Origin of the sequence: Aquiflexum sp. TKW24L, from assembly GCF_023502205.1 — a bacterium.
Taxonomy (GTDB): domain Bacteria; phylum Bacteroidota; class Bacteroidia; order Cytophagales; family Cyclobacteriaceae; genus Cognataquiflexum.
Window position 1 is genome coordinate 56,260 of sequence record NZ_JAMFLG010000024.1, and the last position, 20,587, is coordinate 76,846.

Annotated in this window: 12 protein-coding genes; 5 read left to right on the forward strand and 7 right to left on the reverse strand. The window is 41.7% G+C overall.

The window, feature by feature from the left end; genetic code table 11:
• Nucleotides 1-36 precede the first annotated feature (36 nt).
• The 4 genes from M3O96_RS15305 to M3O96_RS15320 form a co-directional block, all read right to left on the reverse strand.
• A complete protein-coding gene (locus tag M3O96_RS15305) occupies nt 37-1,593 on the reverse strand; it encodes a SusD/RagB family nutrient-binding outer membrane lipoprotein (RefSeq protein WP_249721960.1) in 1,557 nt (518 codons plus the stop codon).
• 29 nt (nt 1,594-1,622) lie between these two features.
• Nucleotides 1,623-4,841: a SusC/RagA family TonB-linked outer membrane protein gene (locus M3O96_RS15310; protein ID WP_249721961.1), complete on the reverse strand. Its 3,219-nt coding sequence runs from the start codon at nt 4,839-4,841 to the stop codon at nt 1,623-1,625.
• 664 nt (nt 4,842-5,505) lie between these two features.
• Nucleotides 5,506-6,834, reverse strand: a complete 1,329-nt coding sequence (locus M3O96_RS15315) for a DEAD/DEAH box helicase (protein WP_249721962.1) — start codon at nt 6,832-6,834, stop codon at nt 5,506-5,508.
• Nucleotides 6,835-7,149: 315 nt separating this feature from the next.
• Nucleotides 7,150-7,548, reverse strand: a complete 399-nt coding sequence (locus M3O96_RS15320; RefSeq protein ID WP_249721963.1) for a GNAT family N-acetyltransferase — start codon at nt 7,546-7,548, stop codon at nt 7,150-7,152.
• Between the two features lie 124 nt (nt 7,549-7,672).
• Here M3O96_RS15320 and M3O96_RS15325 point away from each other — a divergent pair, with 124 nt between their 5' ends.
• Together M3O96_RS15325 and M3O96_RS15330 are read left to right on the forward strand one after the other, a co-directional pair.
• Complete coding sequence (locus M3O96_RS15325) at nt 7,673-8,782, forward strand: Gfo/Idh/MocA family protein (protein ID WP_249721964.1); 1,110 nt, start codon at nt 7,673-7,675, stop codon at nt 8,780-8,782.
• Nucleotides 8,783-8,861: 79 nt separating this feature from the next.
• Nucleotides 8,862-9,572, forward strand: a complete 711-nt coding sequence (locus M3O96_RS15330) for a hypothetical protein (protein ID WP_249721966.1) — start codon at nt 8,862-8,864, stop codon at nt 9,570-9,572.
• Between the two features lie 121 nt (nt 9,573-9,693).
• Here the strand turns inward: M3O96_RS15330 and M3O96_RS15335 are convergent, their stop codons facing one another.
• Nucleotides 9,694-9,957, reverse strand: a complete 264-nt coding sequence (locus M3O96_RS15335) for a hypothetical protein (protein WP_249721968.1) — start codon at nt 9,955-9,957, stop codon at nt 9,694-9,696.
• Nucleotides 9,958-10,232: 275 nt separating this feature from the next.
• Here M3O96_RS15335 and M3O96_RS15340 point away from each other — a divergent pair, with 275 nt between their 5' ends.
• Nucleotides 10,233-13,178: an FAD-binding and (Fe-S)-binding domain-containing protein gene (locus M3O96_RS15340; protein WP_249721969.1), complete on the forward strand. Its 2,946-nt coding sequence runs from the start codon at nt 10,233-10,235 to the stop codon at nt 13,176-13,178.
• A 91-nt stretch (nt 13,179-13,269) separates the two neighbouring features.
• Here the strand turns inward: M3O96_RS15340 and M3O96_RS15345 are convergent, their stop codons facing one another.
• Together M3O96_RS15345 and M3O96_RS15350 are read right to left on the reverse strand one after the other, a co-directional pair.
• Entirely contained in the window at nt 13,270-13,596 is a 327-nt protein-coding gene (locus M3O96_RS15345; protein ID WP_249721971.1) for a hypothetical protein, read from the reverse strand.
• Nucleotides 13,586-13,900 (reverse strand): hypothetical protein, encoded by a 315-nt coding sequence (locus M3O96_RS15350; RefSeq protein WP_249721973.1) that lies wholly within the window; start codon nt 13,898-13,900, stop codon nt 13,586-13,588. Before M3O96_RS15350 ends, M3O96_RS15345 begins: the two co-directional genes overlap by 11 nt.
• A gap of 439 nt (nt 13,901-14,339) precedes the next feature.
• On the opposite strand from M3O96_RS15350, the gene M3O96_RS15355 reads away from it, so the two are divergent.
• Nucleotides 14,340-17,564, forward strand: a complete 3,225-nt coding sequence (locus M3O96_RS15355; protein WP_249721974.1) for a UvrD-helicase domain-containing protein — start codon at nt 14,340-14,342, stop codon at nt 17,562-17,564.
• Complete coding sequence (locus M3O96_RS15360; protein ID WP_249721976.1) at nt 17,557-20,415, forward strand: PD-(D/E)XK nuclease family protein; 2,859 nt, start codon at nt 17,557-17,559, stop codon at nt 20,413-20,415. Before M3O96_RS15355 ends, M3O96_RS15360 begins: the two co-directional genes overlap by 8 nt.
• Nucleotides 20,416-20,587: the final 172 nt, after the last annotated feature.

The window sequence follows — 20,587 nt, forward strand, 5'->3', positions numbered from 1 at the left end:
GGAACAGGCAGGAAAAATTTAGGTCATTCAATTAAATTATCTTGCCAAATCCCACCAAACCCGTGTGGTTATTCGGTCCTCACCTTGTCGTGCCAAGGCTGCATTGTAATTATCCTCATTTAATGCCTGAACAGAAGAAGGATACATAAACCTTCTTGGGACAGTTGGTTCGAATGCAGCCGGACCAGGAACTATATTTGGAATCCCGGTTCTTCTCCAATCGTACCAATTTTCAAGTCCGGAGAAATATAGGGCTATCCATTTTTGAGTTCCGATTTTGGCTAATTTTTCCGCCTGCGTTCCGGTGTAGGCTACATTTGGCTGGGTAAAATACTCATTTCCGAAGTTTAATCTATCTGCGATCTGGGGAAGATTTACGACCCTGTATCTTGCTTCATAGTAATCAAAGGAAGCATTGATGCCATTCAAGTAAAATTCTTCTGCTGAACCTGTAGTGATATACCCTCTTTCTCTGGCTTCTGCTAGCAAAAACTGCAATTCAGAGTAATTCATGAGAATAGATTGGTAGCCTATTGGGTTGGCACGAGGGGTACATGCTGCGCATGTCCAAAGGAAACCTACCCTGGAGATGAAATTTGAACCTCCTTTTGTAGGATCGCCGGAAGGCGAATATTGAAGTGCTTCCTCATCCGAAAGGCCATTTGGCACTCCACTGTAATCAGCTGGATTTCCCACGATGCCGGCAGCAGAAGCATTGGTAGGTTGGGCATAGGCAAAAAGCCTCGCATCGTTTAAACCTTTTAAAGTAAGCTCCATGTTTTTGCTCAGCCTGTATTCATCAAAAGAACCTGACCGGGTGGTGTAAAGGTTGTGCTGATTGGGCACATCAGGCAAATGCTGCAATACAGCATGGTCACCATTTCCGGTAAAAATCGGAAACTGTGTGGGATTAGCCAGGATTTGTTGCAATTCTGTTGATGGATTTTTTCTCAAAGAAATCCTCATCAATACCCGTATCCTGAGAGAATTGGCAAACTTCTTCCAGTTAGCTATGTTTCCTCCAAAAATGATATCACCACGGACTGCTTCTGTACTTGAACCCAAAAGCTCATTTGCTTCTCTCAAATCTTTTAGGATGCCTTCGTAAATCGCTTCTTGGGAATCGAAAACCGGATAGTTGATACCGGCTTTTGCCTGAATAGCCTCTGAATATGGCAATTCGCCATAAGCGTCTGTCATAAAGGAATATTGCATCGCCCGGACCACTTTGGCTATGCCGACATAGTTGTTTTGGCCTAGAGGTTCAGAGATTTTGATGATGTTGGCAATGTCTCTCTGGGCATTGAAGAAGCTTCCATAAGGATCACCGAAAGGACCCCAATTGTAGCGGTCTTCATTGGTAAACTGAATTTTGGCAGTGTATTGCATGACTACGTTTCCGATCCCCCATGCCTGACCGGCATGCTGATTGGCTGTAGTCCTTAGAATTGTCGGCAGCAATAGTGAGGACGGGACAGTTTCCGGTGAGTTGGGGTTGCTGTTGATTTCTTCAAAATCACTTGTACATGCTGCGAACCAACCCAATTGAAGGGCTAGTATGGCAGTGAATAGTTTTTTGATATTGGTTTTCATAACAAATATATGTTCAGAAATTTTTCTGGTTAAAACTTAAGGTTGATATTAAACCCGAGACTTCTAGTAGATGGGAAAGCCATATTTTCGACTCCCGGCTGTAATGTTCCACCTGACATTGACAATGTCTCAGGATCGAAGTGCGGGTTTTCGGTCCACAGCGCTAGGTTCCGTGCTACAAAAGAGATTTTGATATCTTGGAAAGGAGTCTTGTTGATAAATTCCCTTGGGAAATTATATCCAAGTGTAACTTCTCTCAGCTTGATATAGGATGCATCATATAGTGCGGCTTCCACATTATTTCTCTCATAATACCTGTTGTGCCAGTTTCGGGAAGTGATTTTGATGGTGTTTGGGGTAAAAGATCCGTCAGCATTCTGGATGACACCGGGGCTGATGATTCCGTTACCTTCTACAGTCAGGTCATATCCGTTTTCTCTTCCAAAAAGTGTTTCTTCCAATTGGCCTGAAGTACTTCCGATAGTTTTGGTCCTCGATACCACTATGCCTCCATAACGGATGTCAAATAAGAATCCTAGGTTGAAGTTTTTATAAGAAAAGTTGTTTTGGATACCAAGCATCCAGTCAGGATTGTAGTTTCCTTGAAGTTTTAATTTGGAATCCCTTATAGGAGTACCGGTAGTATTGTGGATGATCTGTCCAAAAAACGGACTGTTCTGATCCTCTACCCTTGCGAAGCCTACCCCATACATATTCCCCATTCTTTCGCCTATTCTTGCTTGTACAAATGCACCGTTTCTTTCGGTCAAAGTATAGGTATCCAAACCTTCGGTCAGTTCCAATACTCTTCCTCGGTTGCTTGTAAAGTTAGCAATGACGTCCCAACGGAAGCCGTTTTGTCTTTTAATTGGATTGGCCAAGGCTACTATTTCAATACCACGGTTCTGGATTTTACCGGCGTTGATGATCCGGCTGTTGTATCCTGTGGCAATATCCAAAGTGATTGGAATGATCTGGTCGCGGGTGACATTGTCATAATACGTGACATCCAAACCGAGTCTTCCTTCGAAGAATCTCAAGTCAAGACCGAATTCAGAAGAGGCAGTTCTTTCAGGTCGGAGATCGGCATTGGAAAGAACCGAAGATTCAGTTTTTGCTTGGTTAGAACCCCAAGCGATCTGGTTGTTGAACACATTGGTCAAGCTGTAGGGGCTTGTATCATTTCCAACTTCGGCATAGGCAGCTCTCACTTTTACCAAACTTACATTTCTTGGCATTTGGATCATATCGGAGACAATAGCACTTAAAGTAACCGAAGGATAGAAATAGGAATTGTTGTTGACCGGCAAAGTGGATGACCAGTCATTTCTGCCTGTGATATCCAAAAACAAGATATTCTTGAAACCGATCTGTCCAAATCCATAGAGTGAATTGATCTTCTTCTTGGAGTTGAACTGGTCAATCTGAAGTGCAACGGCCGTATTTGTCAAATTATAAATTCCTGGGATCAACAATTCAGGCGCTACTACTTGTTGGAACCTGTTTTCCTGAGACATAAGGTTACCACCGAGTGCGACATTGTATGTCCATGTTCCTTTGCCAGTTTCTGAATAGGAAAGCAAGAAATCTGAGTTTCTTTCACTGAAGAAAATATTATCCTCCCTGTAATGTCCTCTTGGAAACCGCTGGGTAGAGAATGCTCTTTTTCTATCTCTCAATTCATTGTAAGTGTCAAGACCTGTCCTGACCATCAGATTGAGTTTGTCAGTGATTTTATAATTCAAAGACACATTACCGAATACCCTGCCTTTTTGCTGTCCGTTGGTATTTTCATAGACAGTAAAGTAAGGGTTGTCGTGGTAGTTATAATTGTAATTGAACTGCTGCACATCTTCCAAGCCCGGCATCCAATAATCCCTAAGGTTATTTGTGTTGACCTGACGTCCATACCAAATCCACAGGTACATCAAACTTTCAGTGCCGTAGCTGATGTTTGGTCTGTTTCCTGAAGTGGTATTTTGGTAATTGACCGTGGTATTCAAGGTCAGTTTCTCAGGGATGATGTTGATGCCTGAATTTAGCGCCAAGGTATTTCTCTTCAAATCTGTGTTGGGCACGATTCCTTTTTGATCCAGATTGGTCCATGAGAAGCGTACATTGGCTTTGTCGTTTTCTCCGGCGATAGAGACGTTATTTGCCAAAGTGACACCTGTCTGGAAAAAGTTATTGATGTTGTCTTTTTGGGAAACCCACGGTATTGCATTGATTGTACTTCCTGCAGGAGCATTCAAGTCACCACCTCGGAATCCGGGAATATTTCTAGGGGAGTCAAATTGAGGGATGTTCAGTCCTTTGTCCATTTCAGGACCCCAGCTTTCATCGACTCCATCTGCATTTCCTGCGCCTGCACCGTTTACAAATGCAAATTGGCCGTTGTTACCTTGCCCATATTTATCCTGCCACTGCGGCATGACCAAAGGACTTTCAAAAGTAGTATTGGAATTGATGGTCACACCCAACCCTTTTTTGCCTTTTCCAGATTTGGTAGTGATCAGAATTGCGCCGTTGGCAGCTCGGGAACCATATAATGCTGCTGCCGCAGGACCTTTCAAAACTGTCATAGAAGCAATATCGTCAGGATTGATCTCTCCGGCGGAGTTGCCGTAATCGACTTCCAAGCCACCACGGCCCGATGAACCGACGATATTGTTACTGATAGGGATACCGTCCACTACGAATAGCGGTTGGTTGGCATTGATGTTCAAAGAAGATTCTCCTCGGATGGTTACCCTTGTGGAACCGCCCAAAGTACTCGATCCATTGGTGATTTGCACCCCGGCAACACGTCCGCTCAAGGAATTCAAGACATTGGTCTCTCTAGCTTCTGTAAACCTGTCGCCTCCCACGGTCTGAACTGCATAGCCCAAAGCCTTAGCGTCCCTTTCCATACCGAGTGCAGTCACTACCACTTCGCCGATCTCGATACCTTCCATTAAAGTAATATTGATGATGGAGGAATTCCCGACCAGTCTGTCCATTTTCTCAAAACCAATAAAGGAGAAAGTCAAAGTGTCGGTAGGAATTGCCATGATGTTGTACAAACCATCCAGATCAGCTACTGTGCCTCTATTGGTTCCTTTGACCAGGACGCTGGTTCCTGGAAGCGGTTGCCCTGCCGGGTCAGATATTTTTCCCTCGACCCTTTTTTCCTGGGCTAAGGCTGATAGTGTCAATCCGAAAAAAAGGATCAACATCCATCCGACTTGCTGTAATTTTGCCGTTTTCATGTTTTTTTGGTAGAAATGTTTAATAGCTTTAAGTTTAAAAGTTTTACCAAAGCTAAACTTTTGAGAATTTTTTGCGGTTAAGAAAAAGTTAACTTAAAGTGAATTAATTCTGTGTTAAGGAATACAAAAAATGCATTATTATGAAAAATAAGCCATTTTTACTGTTAACATTGGGGGTAATATGAGGACTAGTATTTAGTAAAAGTTAGGTTTTTGTTAAGTTTAAAAGTATATAAATAGTAAACAAGAAGGGGGAAGGGATTAAGTACCGGAAGGTACGAAGTACAATGTACCAAGTAGCTTGACAGTGAGAAGTTAAAGGTAAGAGGTGTAGGAGGTTTAAAAAATTGTAAGGTTCCTAGGTGGGAAAGACAGTAGTTTGGAAGTTGCGAAAAAATTGAGTGGGGATTGGTGAAATTGGAAACAATAAAGAATACCTCATTGCTATTCTATCATTCCGTTTTGATGTTGTAATCTTGCACGTTTCGGGATGAAATAAACTAGATTAAGGAGATTCAGTTAACCAAATAACCAATTAAACCCAAATCATTTAACCAATTAATCAAATAACCCTTTAACCTAAATTCCAGACAACCATTACAACAACTATAACAATTACAACAATTTACAAAGAGACCCTTCGTTCCTCCAGGGTGACGGCAGTTTATCTAGCCACCTCTATCTTCACCTTACTTTTCTTCAGTTTTTCATTCCGGATTTTGTCAAGGGTTCTTTCGACTTTAGATCTTTTGACTGCCACATAGGAAGAGAAATCCAAAAGCGTGATCAATCCAATATCTGCCGTGGTCAACCCTCCCTTTTGCGTCAGCAAACCCACAATGTCGCCTTTACTGATTTTATCTTTTTTGCCGGCACTAATGTACAGACACGCAAATGCAGAAGGCTGTACAGGTTGCAGTTCATCCGTAACGGTGATTTCCTCGACGGATTTATCAATATAATCAGGCAAAACTTCATCATTAGCCAAGACGAGGTAGCTGTTTCCCTCAGCATGCATCCTGGCAGTTCGCCCATTTCGGTGGATGAAGGCATCTTTCCTGATCGGCAACTGGTAATGGACGACATGCATGATTTCAGGAATATCTAATCCCCTTGAAGCTAGGTCGGTAGCAATTAATAAATTATAAACCCCACTCCTGAACTTGATGAGATTCTTTTCCCTATCAATCTGCTCCATTCCACCATGTAATACTCCGTGTTCAAACCCATTTCCTGTCAGCAGCATACTGATTCTGTCCACAGCATCGCGGTGGTTGCAAAAAACAAGGCAGGGTTCATTCTGAAATCCTGCTACCAAGCGCATCAATACCTGGACTTTTTCCTTGCTCGAAGTATGGACAAGCTTGAGTTCAAGTTTGGATTCTTCCTCGTCCTGCAGGTAATTGATAGTAGTCGGATTGCTGAAAGGCAGAAATTCAGGCAATCGATCTAAAACCGTCGCTGAAGTCAATAAATGTCGCTGGGTTTGGGTTTTCAATCCTCGGAATATGACCCGGAGTTGCTCATGGAAACCCATCTGTAGCGACTTGTCAAATTCATCCAAGATGATCATTTTGATTCCCTGGGTATCAAATGATCCTTTTTCAACATGGTCAGAAAGTCGGCCGGGCGTTCCTATCACCACAGCTGGTGCTTCGCTGAGACTGTTTTGCTCGACCTTCATGGCATGACCGCCATAGACAGTACTTACTTTGAAAGGAGTTTTCATCCCTTTAAAAACCTGCTCGATCTGTATAGCCAACTCTCGTGACGGGACGATAATCAGCGCCTGTACTTCCTTTAGGTCTTCCTGAAGTGCATCCACCAAAGGAATCAGGTAAGCCAATGTCTTCCCCGAACCGGTAGGTGCCAATAGCATGATATTGTCTGTTTTGGCAGCGGATTCTATAAAGTCCGATTGCATCTCATTGAATGCATCGATTGAAAGGTTCTTTAAAAATCGGGAATGGGAGGAAGAGGTATTATCTGACATGGGGCAAAGGTAAGGAAATAAAGTTTGGGGGAGGAGTAGTGTAGGGAACAGAGTATTCTAAATTCCTCTATTTTTACTGATCCAAAACCTTGAACAATTCCTTTTGTCCCTTTAGGGACAATATCTTGGTAGAAAAGCTTGTCAAATCATCGGTGGCCGTGCCTTTAGGTACGGAATATATGTTGTACCTAAAGGCACAAAATCCATTCGATTGATTAATTATTTTACCCATATTATGTCCCTAAAGGGACCTTGGGTATTGTTACGATTTAGAATTAAAATTATCTAGCATGACTAAGTAGGGTCAAACTATTCTCACAACTCCATCCTCAACACAATCCTATCCACACACTGCATTCCGTTTTCGAAAATCGGATTTTTGTAGTGCTTGGGAAAATAGTCTTTTTGGACTTCTATAATTTTGAAACCTGTTTTTTGATATAGCCCCAACTGCATGGTGCTGGTATCAGCTGTTGCGATGATCAATTGTTGTTTATAAAGGGATTTTGTAGTCTGGATTGCATGAGTCAGCAGACTTTTTCCAATTCCCTGATTTTGGTGTTTGGCTTCGACTGCAATGTTTTTGATTTCTGCTGAGCCTTGATTATTTGTATCTAAAATATAGCAACCCACCAATTCATCTTCTATAAATCCACCAAATATCATCGCTTTAAAAATATACCGATCAATGCTGTCCCGCTCCGGATCTGCCAAGAGCAAAAGATCATAGGGGATAGGATCGGATTAAGTAAGTTGTCGGATGAACATATTTCTTTAAATTTAACCACAGCATAAGGAAATCACTTTTCCTATACACTAACTCAAAGTAAGCCAAAACATGAAAAACCTCCTCCTTTTTCTTTTCATCTGTTTCTCTTTTTTTCAACTCTCCTTTGCACAGCAAAGCAATAAGCAACCTGTTCGTATGGCGATGATGGGACTTTCTCACGGGCATTCGCCTTGGATTTTTAACAGAAAGGATAAAACCGATGTGGACTTGGTGGGAATCTATGAACCGGATGTAGCGCTTGCTGCAAGCTATGCAAAGCGCTACAACTTGGATCAAAAACTATTTTTTACCGATGCCAAAGCGATGCTTGTTGCAACGAGTCCGGAAGCAGTATTGGCTTTTGGTTCCATTTATGACCATTTGGAAGCGGTGGAACTTGCTGCTCCGCGTGGGATTCATGTCATGGTAGAAAAGCCGCTGACATATTCTCTAGAGCAAGCCAAGAAAATGGAAGCCTTGGCCAAAAAATACGAAATTCATCTCCTCACCAACTTTGAAACTTCGTGGTATGCAAGTACTGAAAAGACTTACCAATTGCTTCAGGATAAGGAAGCCTATGGCCCGATCCGCAAAGCCGTATTCCATCACGGACACCGAGGTCCCAAGGAAATCGGGGTAGGGAAGGAGTTTTTGGATTGGCTGACGGATCCGGTTCAAAATGGTGGAGGAGCGCTGATTGACTTTGGTTGCTATGGTGCCAATATCATGACTTACCTGATGGAAGGGCGAAAGCCGATTTCCGTTACAGCCATCACCAATACCTACAAGCCGGACATTTATTCCAAAGTGGATGATGAGGCGACGATCATTTTGGATTATGGAGATGCGCAAGCGATTATCCAAGCCTCTTGGAATTGGCCTTTTGACAGGAAGGACATGGAAGTCTACGGCAAAACAGGTCAGGTTATTAGCGAAAACAGATCAAAGATGCGGACACGAACTTGGAACAATCCTGAGGAAAAAACCTTCGAAGTTCGGCCCGATGAAGTGGGTGTCTATGTGGACCCCTTTTCCTATTTCGCAGAGGTGATCCGAGGCAAAATCCAAGTGGAAGACTACAGCCTTTATTCTCTGACCAACAACATGATTGTCGCCGAGATCCTCGATGCCGCCAGAAAGTCAGCAGAGAAAAGAGAGACGGTATTTTTGGGGAAATAGGGGTTTATACAGATTAGAATAAAAAATTCTTTTAGTTTTATAGTAAATATTTTCACAAAAAAAGAGAAAATAAACCGATATGACAGGTGTTTTTTTTAGAAAGGGAATGACGGTTGCAATTAAACCGGAGGACTTCAAATTCATTGTTGATGAAGACGGAGCCGTCAAAGCTGAAGTTGTTCTAAGCCTTCATTTTGATGTAATGCCGACTTGGATTAAATTCGCCATTGAACATTTAGAAAATTGTAGGTTATATAATCAAAGGCGACAGGAAGCATGGAAAGGAAATGATGAGGAACAAAAAGCAGAGACTCTTGAAAAGGAATTTGAAGCCTCCATGCAATCAATTATTGCAATGGCAATAGCTATTGACTCATTCTATGGAACAGTAAAGAGCAAGATTAACATTCCAAAGGAGTTAACAGAAAAATGGAAAGAAAATAGGACATCGAGGTATATTCAAATAGCTGAAACAGTACGGCAAGGATTTAAACTAGATAAAGAAGGATACAAAATACTGAAACAAACATTAAAGGAAATATTCAGATTTCGTGACATGGCTATTCATCCTAAGGGAGACATAGAACATCCAATTTTGCATCCTGACTTAGGAGTTGGTGTAGAATGGAGATTTGTTTATTTTTCGTACGCAAATTCAAAAGTAATTGTAGATGAAGGACTCAAAAGACTCCATGAATTGTTATCCAAACAAGGAATTAAAAACAAGGAACTTGAAAAGTATTGTTTGACAACCATAACAGAATTGCACAAATTGATTCAAATTCAGTGAAGCGGCGCGCTCCAAATAGAGTTTTTGCGCAAAGGTGGGGTGATAATCAGGTATGAAACATTTTGTTTCGAGAAGGTATATAGGAAGCGGTCATTATGCCACCCATGTGCAAACGAAAATGTTATTTGATTAAAAGAAAATAAATCCAAAAAACCAAAATCACCAAAACCAAAGCCACATAAACCCATTTGGTCAACTTGGTTGAAAAATCCTTCCTCTCAAACCTGTGCTTCATCAATTCTTTGGTATGGTTTGAATTTCGTTTTTCAGAACCCACAGATTTCGAACTGTAAGGATTATCTCCCAATTTATTTCTTCCGGACTTGATATTTCGGTTGTTTTTCAAAGAAGAGAGCATGTTAAAAACTGATGTTCCGCCTGACATGGATTATTATTTTTGGTTCATAATTCAATTAAAGAAAAAAACAGTTGATATAAAAGGTTGAAGAGGAAATTTTTTCAAGTCAACGGTCCACTGTCAACTGTCCACCGAGATGGAAATTTCTTTCGATATCTAACCTTCCTTAAGACTATTGAAAACCATTTCGGCCCATCCAAACCCTTAGCATCGGTCATCGGTCATCCGACCTTTTTTAATTTATTTCCAATTGCACCAAACAACATGTCAGATACCCTGTTTCTTTTATTTATTTTTGAACCATGACTTTGACCAAACCTAACCTGTTGCCTTTATTGGAGAATTTGGCTACCCAATTAGAAGGGGAACTTAAATTTGACTCACTTACAAAAACACTATATGCCACTGATGCTTCCGTGTATCGGGAGATTCCTTTGGCTGTTGCATTCCCAAAATCAGAGTCCGACATCCAAAAACTGATCCTTTTCGCAGGTAAAAACAAAACTTCCCTGATCCCCAGGACAGCGGGAACCTCACTTGCAGGACAGTGCGTCGGTAATGGTATCGTGGTGGATGTGGCAAAAAACTTTACCGAAATCCTGGAATTCAACAAAGAAGAAAAATGGGTTCGTGTGCAGCCGGGAGTAGTCCGTGATGAACTCAACCAATTTTTGAAACCTCACGGTTTGTTCTTTAGCCCTATTACTTCCACCGCTAACCGTGCCATGATCGGCGGGATGGTGGGAAACAATTCCTGCGGCACCACTTCCATCGTCTATGGGACGACAAGGGATAAGGTTTTGGAGTTGAAAGTCTTTTTGAGTGATGGCTCGCAGGTTGTATTTGACGAATTGTCCCAAACTGAATTTGAAGCTAAATGCCGGCTCGATACTTTGGAAGGACAGCTTTACCGTCAGGCCAAAAAGGAACTTTCCAATCCGGAAAACCAAAAAAACATCGAAGAACAATTTCCGAAGAAAACCATTCACCGGCGCAACACCGGCTATGCAGTAGATGTGCTTTTAGAGTCTGAAATATTTGCCGAAGGTGGAGGAAAATTCAATTTCTGCAAGCTGTTGGCCGGCTCGGAGGGAACTTTGGCCTTCACCACAGAGATCAAAATCCTCTTGGATCCTGTGCCCGATCCGTTGGAAATTGTGGTGGCTGCGCATTTTGAATCCATCCATCAAAGCATGAAAGCCGCACAGGTAGCGATGAAGCATCCGGCGACAGCCGTAGAGTTGATGGACAAAATAATTTTGGATTGCACCAAACAAAGCATTGAATACAGCAAAAACCGCTATTTCGTCGAAGGCGATCCGATGGCATTGCTGATGATTGAATTCACCGGAAAGACTGAATCTGAGGCGAGAGAAAAGGGAGATAAACTCATAGCTGACCTGAAAGCTGCTGGTTTGGGATATGCCTATCCTGTGATCGGACCTGATTTGACCAAGTCAGCTTGGGCATTGCGGAGTGCAGGTTTGGGACTGTTGGCGAATATTCCCGGCGACCCAAAGGCAGTAGCTTGTATCGAAGATACCGCCGTGGACATCGATGATTTGGCGGATTATATTGATGAATTGGATGATATCCTGAAGGGATTCAATCAAAATCCTGTGCACTATGCCCACGCCGGTGCAGGCGAAATCCACATGCGGCCGATTTTGGATTTGAAGAAAAAAGCCGATCAGGAGGAGTTTTATAGGATCTCGGAGGCTTCTGCCAAGTTGGTCAAAAAATACAATGGTTCACTCAGCGGTGAACATGGAGACGGCCGTGTCCGCGCGCCATTTATCCCCATGATGGTGGGAGAGGAAAATTACCAATTGCTCCGCCGGGTCAAATACACTTGGGATCCTGAAAATATTTTCAATCCCGGCAAGATTGTAGATACCGCACCGATGAATACTTCTTTGAGGTATGAAGCCGAAATGGTGACACCCAAACAAGATACCCTTATTGATTTCAGTGCTTCAGGAGGCATATTGAGGCTAGCGGAGAAATGCAACGGCTCGGGAGACTGCCGCAAATTGCCGGCTTCAGGCGGTACGATGTGCCCTAGTTATCAGGCTACCAGAAATGAGAAAGATACTACCCGTGGAAGGGCCAATACTTTACGTGAGTTTTTGACTTTGGACAAAAAAGAAAATGCCTTTGACCATCCGGAGATCAAAGAGGCCTTGGAACTATGCCTTTCCTGCAAAGGCTGTACTGCTGAATGTCCATCCAATGTCGACATGGCTTCGATGAAAGCGGAATTTCTATATCAATACCAGAAAACCCACGGGGTTCCGTTGCGGTCCAAAGCCTTTGCCCATATCAATGAGTTGAATGGATTGGCGGCCATCGTTCCCGGTCTTGCCAATTTCACTTTGTCGAATGAGATTACTGGAGGATTGATGAAATCGGTTTTGGGTGTGGCACCAAAGAGAAACCTACCCGAAATTAGCAAGGTGAGTTTGAAAAAATGGTACAAGAATAATTACAGCAAACTTCCTGAAAAAACCTCTGTAATCAAATCCCTGTATCTTTTTATAGATGAATTTACAAATCATAACGATACCGAAATAGGAATTACTGCGATCAAGCTTTTGAAGAAGTTAGGCTATGATGTCAAAGTGGTAAATCATGAGGAAAGCGGTCGTTCAGCTTTGTCGAAGGGTTTGCTCGAAAAAGCAAAAAAACATGCAGAGGCTAATGTGAGGATTTTTCAGGATATCATTGATGGTGACCATCCTCTCGTAGGGATTGAACCTTCAGCAATTTTGGGTTTTAGGGATGAATATCCAAGGTTGGTGGGAAAAGAATTGGTCGAGGGAGCAAAGAAACTGAAGTTCCATACTTTAATCATTGACGAATTTATAGGAAGGGAAATTGTCGCTGGAAATATCACTGCGGAATTATTTACTGAGGAAACCAAGAAAATCAAGCTACACGGACATTGCCATCAGAAAGCGCTGTCATCCATGTCATGGACTCAGAAGATGCTTTCCTTACCCAAAAATTACAGCGTGGAAACAATTCCATCTGGTTGCTGTGGCATGGCGGGTTCGTTTGGTTATGAGGCGGAGCATTATGAAATCAGCATGCAGATAGGAGAGATGGTCTTGTTTCCGGCAGTACGTAACGCAGAAGAGACCACCCTAATCGCAGCGCCTGGAACATCCTGCCGTCATCAGATCGCAGACGGGACAGGCAAAAAAGCCAAACATCCCGTAGAGATTTTATGGGAGGCGATCAAGTAAATCGTAAAGTGAAACTATTGAAAATGGCGTAAATGAGATTATTTTCATTTACGCCATTTTCATTTATTTTTTAAAAAAACACTACAAGCATTTACTTAATGGGTTTCAATAACTCTTGCATGTCTCTTTCCGGAAATGTGCCTGGTTCATGTCTATTGTGAAGAGCAATTAGATAGACATTATTTTGTTTGATACAAAAATAAACCTGGACATTTGGTTTTTCCCTACTCTGTCTTCCCATGGCCCTGTAAGCCAATTTTGTTTTGAAAAACTGATTGCCAAGGGGAGTCCCGGTATCCGGGTTTTGTTCTAACTTATCCAATAGCAATCCGAAGTCGTGGCTGAATGAGGGATGTTCCTTAACAAGGTTTTTAAGTTCTTTTGAAAAGACATCCGTACAAATGATGTTAAAGTTCATTTAATAGTTCTTTAGCGGATTTAAGTTTGATTTTACCTTCTAAATGTTGTTTTATTTGTTCGACCGCTCCTGAATATGGTTCAGAGAGGGAATAGACTTTAGGCGGCTTTACAGGAATGGGCTCCTTATATTCCCGAACTCTTTCATATCGGTAAAGTTTTCTTTCACTTTCATGGTCGATTTGTGTGGCAGGGATGACTTTAGGAGGATCCTTAGGATGGAGAACTTTTACATACTTGAAGTTGCTCAGCACTTCAAGGAAAAACTCAGCTTTTTCGTCTTTGATACTTATCTCAATTTTCATAGTATTTTAATTGCCTTTTATTTTCTTTCAATTTTGACAATAAGAATAATAAAAAATTAATATTTAAAAAATAAAATTTATTATTTATTTCAATCTACAAGTGTATTCTTTTTATTTTTTTGTGCAAATGAATATTTTCATTCGAAATAATACTTTCATTTGACTTTTTTTAATAATTAACAGATTTCATATTCCACCTTTTTCTCAAACTCAGGAAAGTAAAATTTTCGCCTACTTTTTCGGTAAGGAATTGTTTAAGCTAGCCTTTATTTGGGTCGAAAATCTTATCGGTGATTATTCTTTCGCCTACAAAATAACAATCGAAAAATGCAGCATAAGAGGCGATGATAATTTGAATGCATTATTAATCGACAATCTCTGTCATTCGTTTTTTTATCCTCCTAAATTCTACTTGTTTTGTTAATCTTGATTTTTGAAAATGGGAGACAGAAATTTTATCATTTACAAATCCTCTGCAGGTTCGGGTAAGACTTACACCCTGACGATGGAATACCTCAAATTGGCTCTAAAATTCCCGGATAGCTTCAAATCCATCTTGGCGGTAACTTTTACCAACAAGGCAACTGCTGAGATGAAGGAGAGGATCATCAAGGAGTTGAAAAGGCTAAAACACGATGTGCAGCCCGACCAAAAAATGGACCGGGAATTATTGGATGTTTTAAAAATCGGTGAAGAGGAACTGAAATCCCGGGCCACTCAAGCGCTTACAGCTATATTACATGATTATGGCAGGTTTTCTGTAAGTACCATTGACAGTTTTTTTCAGAAGGTTGTCCGCTCATTCGCAAGGGAAATGGACCTCAATGCAAAGTTTGAAGTCGAAATGGATCAGGATGCCGTACTTGATAGGGTGGTAGACCGTGTGGTAGCCAATGTGATGGAAGATGATTTTTTGCACAAATGGCTAGTGGATTATGCCATCGAGCAAATCCAAAACGGTAAATCGTGGGATATCCGAAAAAATATCAAGGGCCTCGGCAAACAGATTTTCCAGGAAGATTTCAAGAAATATGGGTTTGAGATCCGGGAATTTTTGAAGGAAAAGGAAAATATCAAAAACCTGAATGCATATGCAAGAGGAAAAAAAGCTGAACTGATCCAAATTACAAAACAACTCAAAGAAGAAGCCAATCAGATCCGGATAAACAATGGGTTGGAATGGACTGATTTTACCGGAGCGACCAGTTCTTTTGCTAAAAAGTTTGATCTTTTGGGTGATCGTTACCATCCTGTCCCGGAATTGAGCCCTACGCAGGTGGACAAAATCGGCTATCCCGATAGGTGGTACAGGAAAAAGGATCCGAATATGGACCGGATCGAAAGTGCCTACCATCAGGGTTTGAATTTTATCCTTTCTCAGTTTGAAACCCTGATGATCAAATGGAATACACTTGAGGCAATATCAAAGAATATTTTTGTTTTTGGGATTTTCAGAAACCTCCTCGAAGAACTGACCTTGCTCAAAGACGAGGAAAGCATCCTCCTGATTTCGGATGCCAATGAGTTTTTGAAAGAAATCACAAAAGAAAACGATGCTCCTTTTATCTATGAAAAAGTGGGCAACCAATACCGAAACTACCTCATTGATGAATTCCAAGACACATCTGGTTTCCAATGGGCAAGTTTCAAACCGTTGCTTGAAAACTCCCTTTCCCAAGGAAATACAAATTTGCTAGTAGGTGATGTGAAGCAGTCCATTTACCGTTGGCGTGGAGGGGAGATGAAGCTATTACTTGAGCAAGTGGAATCTGAAATCGGTGCCCAAAGGGTCAGAAACGAAAATCTTGACACCAATTTCAGAAGCCTTCCCAATATCATTGCCTTCAACAATGCACTATTCAAAAAACTTCCCAAGGCTTTTGAAGATGTAGTGGCAACTACTTACGGTGCTTTAGATTCGGGGATTATTTCACGGGCATACCATGATGTACATCAAAAAGTTTCTGACAGAAAAGCCAATCTGGAATCGAAAGGAAAGGTTCGTTTTGAATTTATTGATTGCAAAGAAAGTGAGGAAGAGGGGAATTTTGATGAACAGGCACTTTTGAGACTTCCAAGAATGGTGATGGAGTTGCAGGCGAAAGGATACGAACTTAGAGACATTGCTTTTTTGGTTAGAAGAAAGTCAGAAGGAGAAGCCATCGCAGATACCTTGATGGGATTTGGAGCAGAAAACCCCGATTTACCTTTCAGCTTTGATGTGCTCTCGGATGAATCCATGTACCTACATAAGTCTGCTTCTGTCAAGGCTTTGGTTGCGGGATTGAAATACCTGCACGAACCGGAAGACAAAGTTCAGTTCAAAACCATGTGGTATTATTATTCAGTTATGAAAAACCTGCCCATCAACCATGATTTGTTTGCTTTGGAGAAAACCCCTGAGTATTTGGTCAAGAAGGAAATTTCTTTCAAAAAAAAGGAGACTTTACTGCTGCAACTGCCCTTGATGGAGGCTGTGGAGGAGTTGATCGGGGAATTGGAGCTTCTGAAAAACGGATTAGAGAAGGCTTATATATCGGGATTCAAGGAAGCGGTGTATGATTTTACTGCCAACAACAGGGCTGATTTATCAGGCTTTTTGGAGTGGTGGGAAGAAAACAAGGAAAAGCGAACCGTCAAGATTCCCGAAGGACATAATGCCATGCGGATCCTTACCATCCACAAATCCAAGGGCTTGCAATTCAAAGTGGTCCTGATGCCATTCCTGAAATGGACAATTTTTGATACTTCGAAGGGTAATGTGGTTTGGTCACCTTTTCAGGATTCTGAAAAGAACCTGTCAGCCATCATCCCATTGACATTAAATGGCAAATTGGCAAAATCAGATTTCAATGAGACATATTCGGAGGAAGCCACTTTGGCGTATATGGACAGTTTGAACATGATTTATGTGGCTTTGACAAGGGCCGAGGAAGTGATTTGGGGTTTGGTGCCTTTTAAAGAAATCAAAAAAGATTCCTCTTTCAATAATTTGGAAATTCACCTTCAACAGATTCTCAGCGGATCTTTGGATCATACGGGAGAGTTGAGCCTTTCCGATTATTTCGATCCTGAAACAAAGGTCTTTGATTATGGAGCTTGGCCAAAAATGGAAAGCAGGAAAAAAGAGGAAAACCTTTTGCCAGAACTCCGCTGGGACTACCAAAATTGGTCGAAACTCTTAAAAGTGAAACAGTATGCCGTTGATTTTTCTGCCGAAGGAATGGCACAGCGGAAAAAGCAGAATTTCGGGTTGTTGGTTCATGAGATTTTGGAAAAATCTGGGACTTTGGCAGAATGCAAATCTATCTTACAAGCCTTTTACTATGAGGGTAGGATTTCGGAAGCGGAGCGGATGCAGGTAGAGAGTCAACTTCAAGATTTGTTTTCGAATCCGCTTTTTGCTTCTTGGTTTGACACAGAAGGCGTTTTGTTGGCCGAACAGGGCATTCTTCTTCCAGGAGGAAAGCAAAAGCGGCCGGACAGGATTATTCTCAAAGATACCGATGCTATTATCGTGGATTTTAAGACAGGTGATGCCTATGAAAAGTATGAAAAACAGGTTCGTGAGTACATGGACTTGGTAGGTAAACTGGCAGCCAAGCCGGTGAGGGGATTTATATGTTATTTGGAAACAGGGGAAATAGTCAGGATCAATGCATAGTTTTTTAAGAAATACAGCGGCTTCCATTCTTCAGGAATATCGAGAACTCCAGAATCTGGTGATCGTTTTGCCAAATCGCCGGGCAGGATTGTTTTTTACCCAACATTTGGGAGCGTTGATAGAGGAGCCAACTTGGATGCCTGAGGTGAAGACGATTGAGGATGTTTTTTATCAATATGCCGGGCAAAGGCCATCGGATGATCTGACTTTGATATTTGAATTGTACAAAGTTTATCAAAGTCTGCATCCCGAGCCGGAGACTTTTGACAGGTTTTATTTTTGGGGAGAAATGATCCTCAAAGACTTCAATGACTTGGATCAGTTTATGGCTGATGCCAAAAAACTCTATCTCCATCTCTCAGAAATCAAGGAACTGGAATCGGATCTAAGTTTTCTAAGCAACAGTCAGATTGAATTGATCCGTCAGTTTTGGAATTCTTTTGAGCGACAGGACCGCAGCCATCAGGAGAAATTCTTGAAGTTTTGGCAAATGCTCAGTCCATTGTATCAAGCTTATCAGGCTTCTTTGGAGGTTTCAGGATTGGCCTATTCCGGGAAGTTGTACCGGAAAGTTGCACAGTCATTGGGAGAGATTTCAAAGCCTGAAAAGCAATTTATCTTCATCGGATTCAATGCTTTTACAGGCACGGAAGAGAAATTGATCAAGCATTTCATCTCTGAGTTTGGCGCTAGGATTTTTTGGGATATCGATGGGTATTATTTGGATGATGCCAATCAGGAAGCCGGCCTTTTCTTCAGGGATTACCAAAAGGATAAAATATTTGGGCCGACATTTCCAAAGGAAATTCCCGCCCATATCCAAAACCAAAAAACCAAAATCCATACCTACGCCACTCCACTCAAATCCAATCAGGCGAATTTGGTTGGGGCTATTTTAGAAAGGGGAGGACAGGATGAAAACTGGGAAGAGACAGTGGTGATTTTGCCGGATGAGCAGATGCTGTTTCCTATTTTACACACCTTGCCGGGTCAAATCGACAAAGTCAACGTGACGATGGGCTATCCCGTCAAAAACGCTCCTGTGTATGCTTTTCTGGAGGCGGTTTTGGAAATGCAGCGCTTCATCAAAGTCGAGGAGGGGAAGGTTTTGTTTTACCATCAGCCTGTCAAAAACCTGCTGTCATCCATTTACCTTAAAACTGAAAATGAAGGGTTTATCGCAAAGACGTTGGCAGACATGCAGGAGAAAAATCAAATCTATATACCTGAGTCGACCCTGCATCAAGGTGGCGTTTTTTTCCAGCTTATCTTTCAGCAACTCAAAAGTGAAACCTTATTTCCTTATCTCTCTGTCCTGATGGAACAGCTTGCGGAACGATTGAGGGATGAACCATTGCAGCGGTCGTACCTGTATCAATGCTTCAAGCAGTTGAACAGGTTGCGGGAAATTTTTGAAAAACAAGAATCGACGACCGTAGACCGTGAGTTCTTTATCCGTTTGTTCAGGCAGGTATTTCGAGAGGTGAAGTTGCCATTTGAAGGTGAACCGTTACAGGGATTGCAGGTCATGGGTGTGCTCGAATCAAGGAACCTGGACTTTCGCCGGGTGATCATTTGCAATATGAATGAGGACAGTTTTCCACCTTCAGGCGGGCTCAATTCCATGATTCCATTCAACATCCGAAAGGCATTTTCCCTTCCTGTTCAGGAGCAGAATGATGCCATTTATGCCTACACTTTTTACAGGCTGTTGCACAGTGCTGAAGAAGTACATATGATTTACACCACAGCTTCCGATCAGGGTAAGGCCGGGGAAAAGAGCCGCTATATCCAACAGATGATGGTCGAATTGGGAATGGATATAAAGGAAGAAATCATCTATGTGCCCATTGACTTGAAAAATACAGATGCTATTACCATTCCCAAAAATCCAGAAGTGCTAAATTTATTGGAGAGGTATGTGGTATCTCCCGAAGGTTTTTCGCAAACGTCATTTTCTCCTTCTGCTTTGAGCGTGTATTTGGATTGTAGACTTAAGTTTTACCTGCAATACCTCGCCAATATTCAGGAAAAGGATGAAGTAAAAGAAGAGATAGACGCCGCGGTATTTGGGAATATTGCACACTACAGTATGGAATTTCTCTATGATGGATTTAGGAAAAGAAAAAACAGGGATTTTCTTGAAAAAGAAGACTTTGAGGAATTGAGAAAAAATTGGGTCTTTCCATCGATCGAATTGGGTGTAAGGAAATTTTATCACCTAGAGGAAAATGCAGATACCAAACTCAGTGGACAAATGGCTATCGTGCGGGATGTGATGCAAAAGTACATGGTCCGCTTGCTCGAGATCGATGAGGAAGATGCACCTTTTCGCTTGGTATCCATGGAAAAAGCCTACAAGGCCCAATTTGAAATCAAGACTTTGGACGGTATCAAAAAGATCAGTCTCAATGGATTTATCGATAGGGTGGATGAGAAAGAGGGTACGATTAGGTTGATTGATTACAAATCCGGTGGCGACAAAAAGGTATTTTCCAATGTGGCAAGTCTTTTTGACCGGGAAGATAAAAACAGGAATAAAGCAGCCATGCAGACCATGTATTATGGGTTGCTGTATCAAGCCATGCATCCTGAAAATACAAAACCTCTAAAACCTGCGCTGTTTAATTTCAAAGAGATTTTTCAAGAGGATTTCAATCCCTACCTGCAACAAAAAGAATCAAGAGCAACTGCTGTAGAAGTAGATGATTATAGAAATTATCAATCGGAATATGAAAATGGATTGAGGACTATGCTTGAGGAAATGTTTGATCCTGAAGTTTCTTTTTCGCAGACCGATAATTTGGATAAATGTAAGTATTGCCCCTATTCAGGCATTTGTGGAAGGTGAGAATTTTAACCCATTGCTAAATATATTAAGTTATTTACGGTTAAAAATTTACCACGGAGCACTCAGAGGGCACAGAGAAAAAGGAGAAAAAAACGAGGAATGTTTTGTGGACAATCATTGGCGGAGACCGACCACGTCGTGGTCAAATATGGGTACCCCTTTGCAGTTAATT